The organism is Phenylobacterium sp., assembly GCF_030693625.1.
GTDB classification, from domain to species: domain Bacteria; phylum Pseudomonadota; class Alphaproteobacteria; order Caulobacterales; family Caulobacteraceae; genus Phenylobacterium; species Phenylobacterium ferrooxidans.
The window spans coordinates 69,154-81,947 of record NZ_JAUYAF010000074.1 but is presented as its reverse complement, the minus strand read 5'-3'; the positions used below and the strand labels follow the sequence as shown (position 1 = coordinate 81,947).

At 69.3% G+C, this 12,794-nt stretch carries 11 protein-coding genes; 3 read left to right on the top strand and 8 right to left on the bottom strand.

Translation table 11 applies throughout. From position 1 onward, the window contains the following. Window positions 1-239: 239 nt before the first annotated feature. The 6 genes from atzF to Q8N10_RS17425 all read right to left on the bottom strand — a co-directional run bounded on the left by atzF (window position 240) and on the right by Q8N10_RS17425 (window position 8,035). Window positions 240-2,018 (bottom strand): allophanate hydrolase, encoded by a 1,779-nt coding sequence (gene atzF / locus Q8N10_RS17450; RefSeq protein ID WP_304777268.1) that lies wholly within the window; start codon window positions 2,016-2,018, stop codon window positions 240-242. 6 nt (window positions 2,019-2,024) lie between these two features. Beyond that, the gene (uca, locus tag Q8N10_RS17445; RefSeq protein ID WP_304777267.1) at window positions 2,025-5,648 is read right to left on the bottom strand and encodes an urea carboxylase; all 3,624 of its coding nucleotides are present in this window, start codon (window positions 5,646-5,648) and stop codon (window positions 2,025-2,027) included. A gap of 5 nt (window positions 5,649-5,653) precedes the next feature. Next, window positions 5,654-6,283 (bottom strand): urea amidolyase associated protein UAAP2, encoded by a 630-nt coding sequence (locus Q8N10_RS17440; protein ID WP_304777266.1) that lies wholly within the window; start codon window positions 6,281-6,283, stop codon window positions 5,654-5,656. Continuing rightward, window positions 6,280-7,107: an urea amidolyase associated protein UAAP1 gene (locus Q8N10_RS17435; RefSeq protein ID WP_304777265.1), complete on the bottom strand. Its 828-nt coding sequence runs from the start codon at window positions 7,105-7,107 to the stop codon at window positions 6,280-6,282. The genes Q8N10_RS17440 and Q8N10_RS17435 overlap by 4 nt, the downstream gene beginning before the upstream one ends. Next, window positions 7,104-7,565, bottom strand: coding sequence for a CopG family ribbon-helix-helix protein (locus Q8N10_RS17430; RefSeq protein ID WP_304777264.1), 462 nt, complete (start codon window positions 7,563-7,565; stop codon window positions 7,104-7,106). Before Q8N10_RS17430 ends, Q8N10_RS17435 begins: the two co-directional genes overlap by 4 nt. A 125-nt stretch (window positions 7,566-7,690) precedes the next feature. Then, entirely contained in the window at window positions 7,691-8,035 is a 345-nt protein-coding gene (locus Q8N10_RS17425; protein WP_304777263.1) for a cytochrome c, read from the bottom strand. Between the two features lie 275 nt (window positions 8,036-8,310). Here Q8N10_RS17425 and Q8N10_RS17420 point away from each other — a divergent pair, with 275 nt between their 5' ends. From Q8N10_RS17420 to Q8N10_RS17410, 3 genes are read left to right on the top strand one after another with little or no spacing between them, the layout of a single operon-like run. After that, window positions 8,311-9,990 carry a sulfatase-like hydrolase/transferase gene (locus tag Q8N10_RS17420; protein ID WP_304777262.1) on the top strand — a complete coding sequence of 560 codons (1,680 nt, stop codon included), beginning with the start codon at window positions 8,311-8,313 and terminating at the stop codon, window positions 9,988-9,990. A 5-nt stretch (window positions 9,991-9,995) separates the two neighbouring features. Beyond that, window positions 9,996-11,003 (top strand): alpha/beta fold hydrolase, encoded by a 1,008-nt coding sequence (locus Q8N10_RS17415; protein ID WP_304777261.1) that lies wholly within the window; start codon window positions 9,996-9,998, stop codon window positions 11,001-11,003. After that, on the top strand, window positions 11,000-11,434 hold the full coding sequence (locus Q8N10_RS17410) for a hypothetical protein (protein WP_304777260.1): 435 nt from the start codon (window positions 11,000-11,002) through the stop codon (window positions 11,432-11,434). The genes Q8N10_RS17415 and Q8N10_RS17410 overlap by 4 nt, the downstream gene beginning before the upstream one ends. An 18-nt stretch (window positions 11,435-11,452) precedes the next feature. Here Q8N10_RS17410 and Q8N10_RS17405 read toward each other — a convergent pair whose 3' ends face one another. Together Q8N10_RS17405 and Q8N10_RS17400 are read right to left on the bottom strand one after the other, a co-directional pair. After that, window positions 11,453-11,863: a DUF1330 domain-containing protein gene (locus Q8N10_RS17405; RefSeq protein ID WP_304777259.1), complete on the bottom strand. Its 411-nt coding sequence runs from the start codon at window positions 11,861-11,863 to the stop codon at window positions 11,453-11,455. 5 nt (window positions 11,864-11,868) lie between these two features. Continuing rightward, on the bottom strand, window positions 11,869-12,771 hold the full coding sequence (locus tag Q8N10_RS17400) for a haloalkane dehalogenase (protein WP_304777258.1): 903 nt from the start codon (window positions 12,769-12,771) through the stop codon (window positions 11,869-11,871). Between the last annotated feature and the right edge of the window lie 23 nt (window positions 12,772-12,794).

Below are 12,794 nucleotides of genomic sequence, written 5' to 3'. Positions count from 1 at the left end.
GCGATCTGCCGGATCGACGACCCCGAGCCACGTAGCCGGGCAATCTCGCACCGCTCATCAAGACTGAGCTGCTCGTAGAGCCGTCCCATGACAACACCTCCGCCAATGCAGGGTGTTGCACTTCGTTTGAGAACTCAGGGGACCCAGGTGTTTTGGCTCGCTGAGGTCGCGCAGGCGCGAGGCTTCAGAACGGAGAAAAGGCCTGGGTCCCCGCTTTCGCGGGGATGCGCGGATGAGGGCTAGGCCGGAAGGCCCGCGATGTACGGCCGCCAGCCGCCCAGAGCCGTGATGTCCTCGGCGCCGACGATGGCGCGGGGCTCGGCGACAAAGCCTTTCACCGAGGCGCCGTTCTCCAGGGTGACCGTGCCGATGGCGAGCGGCGCGGGGACTTCGACGACGAAGCTGCCGAAGGCCTCGACGGCCAGCTCATAGACCTCCACCTCGATGGCCCCGCCACCCTCGCCCACATGGATGAGGGCCGGCTTGAAGGGTGTGGTGTTGGTCATGGCGAACAGCTTGTAGGCTGCCGCGGTCTTGGTGCGGCTGACCAGCTTGGCCTCGCGGGAGGTGAGCTGCCAGTGCAGGGGCATGCCGGCCAGGTGGGCGCCCACGACGGCGAGCTTCACAGTCTGGGGCTTGCCGGCGGTGTCCAGGGCGGGGGCGTCGGGCATGGGGGAGATCTCCTCGTAGCGGCGGGCCAGGTCGAGCAGGACATCGTCCGCCCAGGCCTGCCCCACCAGGGTGACGCCGAAGCCGGTGTCGTTGTCGCGGAACCCGGCCGGGACGGCGATGGCGCTCATGTCCAGCAGGTTGACGAAGTTGGTGTAGAGGCCCAGCGCGCCGTTGAGGGCGAAGGGCTCGGCCATGACCTCGCGCAGGCGGTAGATGGTGGGCGTGGTGGGCAGCAGCAGGACGTCGACCTGGGGCCAGATGGCTTCGGCTGCGCGGGCGTGGTCGGCCAGGGCATAGAGGCCACGGAAGGTGTCGACGCCCGTGACGCCGAAGCCGCCCTGCAGAATGGCGCGGACCGTGGGGTTCACGGCCGCGGGGGTCTCCCGCAGCAGGGGCTCGATGGCCGCGGTGCGCTCAGCAACCCACGGGCCGCTGTAGAGCAGCTTGGCGGCCTCCAGCAGGGGCTCGATGTCGATCTCAACCGGCGTGCCGCCCGTGGCGATGACCCGCTCGACGGCCCGCGCGTAGAAGGCCTGGGCCTGGTCGTCGCCCATGAAGATCAGTTGATCCGCCTTCGGAACGCCGAACCTGAAGCTGGGTCCCAGCAGGGCGGGCGCCGGCGGCGCCTGTCGCGAATAGGTGTCGGTGGGATCGAAGGCCGCCACCACCGAGTCCACCAACGCCGCGTCGGCCACGTCGTTGGCCAGCACAGTCACGCAGTCGAGGGAGCGGCAGGCGGGCACGACGCCGCTCGTGCTCCAGCGGCCCTTGGTGGGCTTGAACCCGATCAGGCCATTGAAGGCCGCCGGCACCCGGCCCGAGCCGGCCGTATCGGTCCCGAGCGCGAAGGCCACCAGGCCCGCCGCCACGGCCACCGCCGACCCCGAGCTCGAGCCGCCGCTGACATAGGCCAGGTTGTAGACGCAGGCCGGCGCGCCGTAGGGGCTTCGGGCGCCCACCAGGCCGGTGGCGAACTGGTCCAGGTTGGTCTTGCCCATGCAGATCGCGCCCGCCGCCAGCAGCCGGGCGACGACGGTGGCGGTTTCATCGGGCTCATAGGCATAGGCCGGACAGGCCGCCGTGGTGGGCAGGCCCGCCACGTCGATATTGTCCTTCACCGCGAAGGGCACGCCGGCCAGCGGCAGCCTTTCCCCGGCCGCGATCCGGGCGTCGACGGCGCGGGCCTGGGCCAGCACCGCCTGCGGGTCCGGCCGCATGATCCAGGCGTGGGCCTGGACCTCGTCATAGGCGGCGATGGCGTCCAGGGCCTCGGCGATGACGGCTTCGGCGCTGCGCTTACCGCTGGCGACGGCCGGGGCGATGTCGGTGACGGAAATACGGGTCATGGGATTTCAGGCCGGTTCGAGGGCGATCATGGGCGCGCCGGGCGCGATGGGCTGGCGCTCCTGGGCATAGACCTGGCGGACCACGCCGGCGCTGGGGCTGGCCACGTCGCACTCGGTCTTCATGGCCTCGATCACCGCGATGATCGCGCCCTTCTCCACATGGTCGCCGACCTCGACGAGCATCTTCCAGACGCTGCCGCCCAGGGGCGCCTCGACGAACTCCGAGCCGCCGGGGGCCTCGAAGGCGGCCGCCGGGGCGTCGTCGATCGCCTCACTCGACAAGGCTTCGACCCGGGCGAACTCACCCTTCACCTCCCAGTCGGCGCGTTCGGCCTCGAAGGCCGCCTGGCGGGTCGCCTGGAAAGCTTCGATGCTCTGCGCGTTGTCGGCCAGCATCCTGCGGTAGTCGGAGAGCCTGAAGGTCTCCTCGTCGATGCGGATCTCGCGGCGGCCCAGGGGGAAGTCGCGACGCCACTCGGTCAGCTCCTCGTGGCTCACTGGGAAGAACCGGATCTGGTCGAAGAACCGCAGCAGCCAGGGCTTGCCCTCGGTGAAGGCGTTCGTCTGGCGATAGGTGTTCCACACCTGGATGGTGCGGCCAAACAGCTGGTAGCCGCCCGGCCCCTCCATCCCGTAGATGCACATATAGGCGCCGCCGATCCCCACCACGTTGGGCGGGGTCCAGGTGCGGGCGGGGTTGTACTTCGTCGTCACCAGCCGGTGGCGCGGATCGACGGGCGTGGCCACCGGCGCGCCGAGATAGACATCGCCCAGCCCCATCACCAGATAGCGCGCGTCGAAGACGATGCGGTGGACGTCGTCCTCGCTCTCCAGCCCGTTGATGCGCCGGATGAACTCGATGTTGTCGGGGCACCAGGGGGCGTCGTCGCGCACCGAGGCCATGTACTTGTCGATGGTCTCGTAGATCGCCGGGTCTTTCCAGGACAGCGGCAGGTGGATCACCCGGCTGGGGATCTCGAAGTCGTCCAGGCCGCCCAGCCGCTCCTCCATGTCGGCGAGCGCCTGCAGCAGACGGACCTGGGGCAGGACGCGGCTGTCATAGTGGACCTGCAGCGAGCGGATGCCGGGCGTGATGTCGATGACGCCGGGCAGGGCCTGGGCCTGCAGCTCCAGCATCAGGGCGTGGATGCGCAGGCGCAGTTCCAGGTCCAGCACGATGGGGCCGTATTCCACCAGCAGGTGGCGGTCGCCCTGGCGGCGATAGACCACCTGCGGCCGCTGGCCGGTGGCCTCGATGGTCGCCAGGACCGGGTTGGTGATCGCCTCGTCGAACAGGTCGCGGTGGGGCGTCCGGGCGGGCGCCTGCGCGGGCGCAAGGCTCGCCACCAGGCGATCCTGCTCGGTCTCCGCCAGGGTGGCGGCGGTGTCGTCCACCACGTCGAAGGTGACGGTGTCGCCGGGAGCCAGCTGTCCCACCTTCCAGAGGTCGGCCTGGATCACCACGAAGGGACAGACGAACCCCCCGAGCGACGGCCCGTCCGGCCCCAGGATAATCGGCATGTCGCCGGTGAAGTCGACGGCCCCGATGGCGTAGGCGTTGTCGTGGATGTTGGAGGGGTGCAGCCCCGCTTCGCCCCCGTCACGCCGCGCCCAGTGGGGCTTGGGGCCGATCAGGCGCACGCCGGTGCGGTTGGAATTGTAGTGCACCTTCCACGCCGCCGAGCGGACCATGGCGATGTCGCCCGGCGTGAAGAAGTCCGGCGCGCCATGGGGCCCTGCCAGGACGCGGATCGCCCAGGTCTTGCCGAGGCTGGGCCGCGCGTCCGGCGCCAGCGGCTGGGCCACGTCCTCGACCTGCGCGTCGCCCAGATGCAGCACGTCGCCGGCCGCCAGCGTGCGTCCGGCATGGCCGCCGAAACCACCGAGGGTGAAGCTGGAGCGGCTCCCCAGATAGGCCGGGATATCCAGCCCGCCGCGCACCAGGAGGTAGGCCCGCAGGCCCGCCCCCTTCACCCGGGCGATCTTCAGGGTCTGGCCCGCCGCGATGGCGATCGGCGCGTAGGTGGCCACCGGCTCACCGTCCAGGCTGGCCTCCAGCTCGGCGCCGGTGAGACAGACGACCGCCTCGTGGTTGAAAACCAGCGTCGGTCCGAGCGCGGTGATCTCCAGGCCGGCCGCGGCCTCCGGGTTGCCCAGCAGCCGGTTGCCCAGCCGGAAGGCGAGCGCGTCCATCGGCCCCGACGGCGGCACGCCGACGTCCCAGTAGCCGAGGCGGCCGGGATAGTCCTGGACCGTGGTGGCCGGACCGCCGCTCAGCACGCGGATGGTGCGGGGCTTGAATGCGATGTCCGCAAGCGCCCGCGTCGAGACCTGGCCGCTGACGAAGGCCTCGCTGCGCGCCACCTGCCGCAACCATTCCAGGTTGGTCTCCAGGCCGTAGAGGGCCGTGCGGTCCAGCGCCTGCTGCAGGGCGCGGACGGCGGTGGGGCGGTCGGCGGCGGTGACGATCAGCTTGGCCAGCAGGGGGTCGTAATGGGCGCTGACCTCCGAGCCGTCGGTGATCCAGGTGTCGACCCGGACGCCGTCCGGGAAACTGGCCTTGGTGAGCACGCCCGACGAGGGCCGATAGTCCTGCCCCGGATCCTCGGCATAGAGCCGCGCCTGGATCGACGCGCCTCTGGCGCTCCCGTCGAAGCTGTTCAGGAACCCGTAGTCGCCCGCCGCCCCGCGGATCATCCACTCGACCAGGTCGACCCCGGTGACCTGCTCGGTGACCCCGTGCTCCACCTGAAGGCGGGTGTTCACCTCCAGGAAGAAGAAGTCGTCGCGCTCGGCGTCGTAGAGGAATTCCACCGTGCCGGCCGACCGATAGTCGGCGGCCTCGCACAGGCGCACCGCTGCGGCCATCAGGGCGGCCCGCGTCGCCGCCGGCAGGTGGGGCGCCGGTGTCTCCTCGATGACCTTCTGGTTGCGCCGCTGCAGGGAGCAGTCCCGCTCGCCCAGCGCCACGACACGGCCCTGCCCGTCGCCGAACACCTGCACCTCGATGTGGCGGGCCTGGCGGACATAGCGCTCCAGGAAAACACCGGCGTCGGAGAAGTTGGAGCCGGCCAGCCGCGCCACGGCGGCGAAGGCCTCGGCCACCGCCTCCGGGGTCTCGCAGACCCGCATGCCGATGCCGCCGCCCCCGGCGGTGGCCTTGAGGATCACCGGGAAGCCTACGCGCTCGGCGGCCTCGCGCGCTACGTCGGCGTCGGTGAGCAGGTCGGTGCCGGGCGCCAGGGGCACACCCTGGGCCTGGGCCAGATCCCGCGCCGTATGCTTCAACCCAAAGGCCAGGATGTTGGCGGGCGTTGGGCCGATGAAGGCGATCCCGGCCGCCTCGCAACGCTCGGCGAAGACGGTGTTCTCACTGAGAAAGCCGTAGCCCGGATGGATGGCCTGGGCGCCCGTGGCCTTGGCGGCGGCCAGGATGGCGTCGATGTCGAGATAGGACTGGGCGGCGGCCGCAGGGCCGATGCGCACCGCCTCGTCGGCCTGGGAGACGTGAAGGGACCCGGCGTCGGCGTCCGAGAACACCGCCACAGAGCCGACCCCCATGGTCTTCAGGGTGCGGATAATCCGGCAGGCGATGGCGCCCCGGTTGGCGATCAGGACCTTGGTGAACACTGGTCCTACCCCGCGATGATCATGCGCACGGGCGTCGGGTTGAAGCCGTTGCAGGGATTGTTGATCTGCGGACAGTTGGAGACGATGGCCACCAGGTCCATCTCAGCGCGCAGGTCCACATAGAGGCCGGGCGCCGAGATGCCGTCGACGATGCCCAGCGCCCCGTCTGCCTCCACCGGCACGTTCATGAACCAGTTGATGTTGGAGACCATGTCGCGCTTGCCCCGCCCGTGCCGGGCGTTGGCCTGCAGGAAGTTCTCGACGCAGGCGTGCTGGCTCTTGGTGTGGTGGCCGTAGCGCAGGGTGTTGCTCTCGCAGGAACAGGCCCCGCCGATGGTGTCATGATAGGCCACCGAGGTCCCCGTCACCGTGGCCATGGCGTTCCCCTCGTTCGACAGCAGCACCGACCCCGTCCGCAGGAAGATGTTGCCCTGGGCGGCCATGGTGTCCTGGGCCGAATAGCGCTCGGCGTCGTCGGCCAGGGCATACATCAGGAAGTCGACGGCCTGGTTGCCCTCCAGGTCGACGATGCGCAGGGTCTGGCCCCTGCGCACCACCGCGTCCCAGGGGGCGCGGGCGGGGACGATGTCGTCGCGGGCGATGGCGCCGGTCAGGCCGCTCAGGGGATCGCTCATCGGCTGTACTCGGCCTCGACGTTCAGGAAGGCGCGCAGGCCCTCCGGGGTGGCGTTGCGGATCGGGTCTTCGGGCGGCGTCACCGGGCCGCGCCAGGCGCTGACCCGCAGGGGCGTGACGCTGTAGTCGGGCCGCGCGTCCAGCACGTGGGGGCAGTTGGCCAGCACCACGATCAGGTCCATCTCGGCCCGCAGGGTCAGGCTGCGGCCGGCGGCGAAGGGGCCGGTCTGCGGGGTGATCGCCCCGTCGGCCTCCACCCTCACCCCCTTGAACCAGTTGATGCAGGGATGGATGTCGCGGCGGGCGAGGCCGAACTTGGCGAGCGCCAGGCTGAAGCGGTCCCGCGCATTGGGGTGGGGGCCCCAGTTGTCCCCGGCGCCATATCTGGCGGCGTTGGTGGCCTGGTTGGAGGCCCCGCAGAAGGCGTCGTGGGTCCCGGCCTCGTCCTCCAGCACGCTGAACATCACCTTGCCCATGTCCGACAGCACCAGCTTGCCGGCGCCCAGATAGGCGTTCCACTGCACCTTCAGGGTGTCGGCCACGTTCAGCCGTTCGACGGGCCGCTCGGCATTGAACACCAGCATGGAGGCGCAGGCGTCGCCGGCCAGGTCGGTGAGCTGCAGGCGCGCCCCGCGGTCCAGGCGCTTGGCGCCGTAGCCGCCGGGCGCGATCGTCTCGGCCCAGACCATGTCGGACGGCGCCACCCCGGCCGGCAGCTGCGCCGCCGCGCTGGCGGGCACAGTGGGCATGGCCTCGACCTGGGTCCCGGCCATCGCCCGGGCGTGGGCCTGGGCGGCGTAGGGGTTGGCGGTGTCGGCGGTCATGTCGCGTCCTCAGGATCGAGCAGGGCATGCAGGGGCGGCAGCAGGGCGGTGGTGGTCACGAGCTTCAGCTGCTGCACCCCGCGGATCTTGCGCAGCTCGTCGCAGAGGTCGCGCAGGCGCTCCGACGGCCCCTGGACCAGCAGCACCTCCAGGGACTGGTCATCCTCCAGGAAGACGTGCTGCGAGGAGATCACCTCCTCCAGATAGGCCTGCTGGGCCTGGGCCAGGGCCTGGCGGACCCGGCCGCTCTCGGTGCGGTAGATCAGGGTGATGGCGCCCGCCAGCACCATGCCCGGCCGCGTCTCGCCGTGCTCGGCCAGCTCATGACGGATCAGTTCGGCGATCATCTGCGAGCGGCTGGGCAGGCCGCGCTCGGTGACCATGGCGTCGAGCTGGGCCACCAGCTCGGCGGGCATGCTGAGACTCAAACGCGCCAGGGGAAGGCTTTCGACGTTCATGCGCCGATCTGCAGTCAGTATTACGATCAGGCCAAATCGTAATACGTCACGCAGGGTCCGACATCGCCCGGCGCCCTACTCTTAGGCAGTGGCGGCCCAGGGCGCCTATCGGCGCGGCGATCGCCTCAGGGCGTCTCCAGGCTTTCGATATAGGCCGCGATGTCATCGGCCTCGTTGGCGGTGAGTTTGATCCTCGGCATGTCGTAGTGACGCCCCTCGGCGATGTCCGCCATCCGGCGCCTGAAGCTGAGGGCGGTCATCCCGCGCCTCATGTCCCGGAACGCGGCCGACCGGGGGCTTTCGCCGTCGAGGCCCAGCCCATGACAGCCGCCGCACCGCACCTCAGCCAGGCCCCGTCCGCGCTCGGCCGCGACATCCGCCGCCGATGTCAGCGGCACATTGGCGCCGCCGCAGGCCGCGAGCAGCAGGAGGGAAGCGCAGAGTGACCAGACCAACCCAAGCTTCGCCATCGAAGGTCCTCCATGGGGGCCGGGAGAGAGAGCGCCCCGAAACCGAGGCTCCAGAGCGCTCCTCCAGACCACGGCTCGTGGGGGTGAGCGTCAGTAGGCTGGACGTCCAGACCAATCAGTTCTCTCGGACCCCTCAAGGTCTATCGCCAGTCGCCCGCGACGCCTTGACCCAGATCAAAGGCCGCGGCGCATCCATCGCGCTGGACAGGCCCGAAATGTAATGGCACGATTAATGCCAATATATAAGGCGGGGGACCGCCAAGGGGACGAAGCTCATGAAGAAGCGGATCTGGCTGGGCGCCACCGCCCTCGTGATCGCCGCGGGCGTCGGCGTGGCTGCGATGAACCGGCCGGCGATCCTCAGCATGGTCGCCAGGGCCCGAATGCCCCATGTGGAGCCGAACCGTCCGGTGGCCTGGGCCCAGGGGCCCGCCGCGCCCGCCCCTGGGGAGCGGCCGCCGAACGTGGTCTTCATCCTGGCCGACGATCTGGGATTCAACGACATCACCCTGAACGGCGGCGGCGTGGCCGGCGGGGTGGTCCCCACGCCCAATATCGATTCCATCGCCCGGGACGGGGTCGACTTCGTGAACGGCTATGCGGGCAACGCCACCTGCGCGCCGTCGCGGGCGGCGCTCATGACCGGCCGCTATCCCACCCGCTTCGGCTTCGAGTTCACCCCCGCGCCTGTCGCCTTCGCCAAGCTGGTGGGCACCGAGGCCGAACCGGACTCCCTCATCGAGCCGAAATTCTTCGGCGACCGCGTCAAGGACATGCCCCCCGGCAGCACCGCGCGGTCCCCAACCGCGGTGAACGCCCTCAGCATGCCGAGCCGAGAGGTCACCATCGCCGAGGTGCTCAAGCCCCGCGGCTACCACACTATCCACCTGGGCAAGTGGCACCTGGGCGGAGCGGAAGGCTCACGGCCGGAAGCCCAGGGCTTCGACGAGAGCCTGGGCTTCATCGCCGGCGGCTCGATGTTCCTGCCCGAAAAGGCGCCCGACGTCGTCAACGCCAAGCAGCCCTGGGATCCCATCGACCGCTTCCTGTGGCCGAACCTTCCCTATCAGGTTCAGTACAACAACTCGGCGATGTTCAGGCCGAAGGGCTACATGACCGACTACCTCACCGATGAGGCGGTCAGCGCCATCAAGGCCAACCGAAACCGGCCCTTCTTCCTCTACTACGCCCCCAACGCCATCCACACGCCACTCCAGGCCACCAAGGCCGACTACGACGCCCTGCCCCAGATTGCGGACCACCGCCTGCGGGTCTATGGCGCCATGGTGCGCAACCTGGACCGCAACGTTGGACGCGTCCTGCAGGCCCTGAAGGACGAGGGCCTGGACGACAACACCCTGGTGATCTTCACCAGCGACAACGGCGGCGCGGGCTATGTCGGCCTGGCCGACGTCAACCGGCCCTACCGCGGCTTCAAGTCCACCTTCTTCGAGGGCGGGATCCATGCGCCCTTCTTCATGCGCTGGCCGGCCAAGATCCAGGCTGGGTCGCGCTACGCCAATCCCGTCAGCCACATCGACATCTTCGCTACCGCCGCGGGCGCGGCGGGCGCGGCGGTTCCCAAGGACCGGGTGATCGACGGGGTGGACCTCGTCCCCTACCTGCAGGGCAAGGTTGCGGGTCGGCCGCACCAGACCCTGTTCTGGCGGTCGGGCCAGTACAAGGCCGTTCGCGACGGCGATTGGAAACTGCAGAGCAACGGCGCCCGCGGGAAGGTGTGGCTCCACGACCTCGCCGCCGACCCCACTGAGCAGCGCGACCTGTCCAAGGCGAGACCCGACAAGGTGGCGGCCCTCCAGGCCCTGCTCCGTGACCAGGACGCCCAGGCCGCCAAGCCGATCTGGCCCTCCCTGCTGCAGGGTCCGGTCTTCATCGACCATCCGAGCGGCCAGCCCCAGAAGGCCGGCGAAGAATACATTCTGTGGGATAACTGAACGCCATGACCCAGTTCCTCACGACGGACTCGGGTGTTCCCTTCCTGCGGTCGCCGGAGTCCGCCTTCCAGGGTCTGGCCGACTACCCCTTCGCACCCCGCCACATCGACTTCGAGGGCCTACGTCTGGCCTATGTGGACGAGGGGCCCCGTGATGGCCCGGTGGCCCTGCTGATGCATGGCATGCCGACCTGGAGCTACCTGAACAGGAAGATCATCCATCGGCTGGTGGCCGAGGGATGGCGCTGCGTGGCGGCCGATCACATTGGCTTTGGCCGCTCTGACAAGGTGACCGACGACGGCTGGTACTCCATCGCCCGCCACGTGGCCGCCCACCGGCTGCTGGTCGAGACCCTGGACCTGAGGGACGTCACCCTGTTCTGCCAGGATTGGGGCGGCCCCATCGGCCTGGCCCAGGCGGCTGAACAGCCGGAGCGGTTCTCGCGCCTGGTGGTGATGAACACCTGGCTGCACCACGCCGACTACGCCTACACCGACGCCCTGAAGCAGTGGAACGCCCAGTGGCAGGCCGACGGACTGTTCGGCATGAACGTCCCGGAGAAGCTGTCCCTGGGCTGGTTCATGATGCTGCCGCTTGGCCACATGAAGCCGGCTGACCTGTTCGGCGTCATCAGCACGGGAACCCACCCGGTCCTGACACCGGAGCAGGACGCCGTGCGTCGCGGCTATGACGCCCCCTTCGAGGGCCTGGGCCGGGCGGGTCATGCCGGGCCCCGTCGCTTCCCCCTGAGCCTGCCCTTCGACAATCCGCAGGGCGGCGCCGCGGAGGCCCAGGCGCGCTGGTTCGAAGCTCTGCTCGGCTGGAACAAGCCGATCCACTTCGTCTGGGGCGGCGCCGACGCTGTGTTCACCGAGGCCTGGGGCCGGGCCTGGGCGGGCCAATATCCACAGGCCAGCTTCGACCTGCTGCCCGAAGCGGGCCACTTCCTCCAGGAGACTCACGGCGAGCAGATCGCCGAGATCGTCCTGGAGCGGATGAAGGCCAAGCCGTGAGCCTGTTTCCGCCCTCGACCAATTCTCAGTACCTCGGGGCTCGGAGTTCGGTCTGGTTCCTGGGACTGTCAGCGCTTCTGACCCTGGTCCCCGGCCTGATCCACAGCTTTCTCCCCGACGGCGGAGCCGGTGTGATCGGGGGCCTGGATATGGGTGACAGGCGCGACATGGTGATCGGTTTGTTCCGATGGGAGGGCGCGACCCAGCTGGCGCTGGGAATGGGACTGCTCGTGGTGGCCTTGCGCTATCAGACCCTCACTGCGCTGTTCCTGGCCTTGGTGATCGTTGAGCGCGGCCTGATGAGCCTGCACGGCTGGGTGCTGTCGCCGCCGGTCAGCGGACATCACCCCCCAGCCCACTATGGCAGCACAGCGTTTGCGGCCCTTGCCCTGGTGTTCCTGATTCTGGCCCTGCGTCCGCGTCGAAGCTGAGGAGCGCCGCTCACTCCCCTATTCCAGCGGCCTGGTCTTGATGTTGAGCTGACCGGCCAAACCCGCCTTGCGGTGGTGCTCGATGGCCGCCATCTCCGGCGACATCGCCATCTCGCGGAAGGCCGCCAGGGAGGGATACTCGGCGAGCGCCACCATGTCCCACAGCTCCTCCACCTCCCCGATCATCAGGCCCGTGACCTCTCCGCTGTAGTGGATGCGTCCACCCAGGGCCTCCACCAGCTTGGCGACCTCGGCCCCGTATCGCGCATAGGCCTCGCGGCCGCTGAGGTGGGCGTCGCTGCCGTCGGCGTACTCGGCCTTCGGCTTGAACTTCAACAGGTTGACCATAACGAAGGGCCCCTCCTCGGGCGCCCCGAAGAATTCCATGGCCTGCTGCATGGGGGGCAGGACAGCGTTGACGACGTTCATGGGGCTTAGCTCCGGGTGCGGATCAGGGTGTCGATGATGGCGGTGATGTCGTCTGGGCAGTCTTCCTGCAGGAAGTGGCCGCCCTTGGTGGTGACGTGGGACTGACCCGCGGCGCCGGGGATGCGGGCCTGGAAGACGGCGTCGCCGCCACGGCTGACGGCGTCGCCGTCGCTGAAGGCGGTGATCACCGGCCTGTCGAACCGCTCCAGCACCTCCCAGGCAGCCTTGTTCTCCGCCACCTGGCCGTGCTCGGGCGTTACCGGCACCAGTGTCGGGAACTGCCGGGCGCCTTCCTTGTAGGTCTCGTCCGGGAAGGGCGCGTCATAGGCGGCGATCTCGGCCAGGGTCAGCTCCCGGCCGGTTCCCATGTTGACGATCATGCCGATGGGCATTTCCGGGACGGTCTGGCTGAACTCCAGCCAGGCCTTGAAGCCGTCGGTCATGCCCGCCCCAGTGGGCAGGCCGGTATTGGCGATCACCAGGCCTGCGAACCGCTCTGGGAAGGCGGCCGCCAGCCGCAGGCCGATCAGCCCGCCCCAGTCCTGGCAGAACAGGGTGACGTGCTTCAGATCCACGCCTGAGAACCACTGGCTCATCCAGGCCACGTGGCGGGCATAGGTGTAGTCGGTGCGCTTGGCCGGCTTGTCGGACCGCCCGAAGCCGATCAGGTCGGGCGCGATCACCCGATGGCCCTTGGCCACGAGGGCGGCGATGATCTTGCGGTACAGATAGGCCCAGGACGGCTCGCCGTGCATCAGCAGCACGACCGCCCCGTCACGCGGGCCCTCGTCCACATAGGCCAGGCGCAGGGCGGTCCCGTCGCTATCCATCACCTGCGCGTAGTGGGGCGCGTAGGGCCAGTCGGCCAGGCCGGCGAAGCGGTCGTCCGGAGTCCTCAGAACCTGCATGCAATCCCTCTCGCCACTTCTCT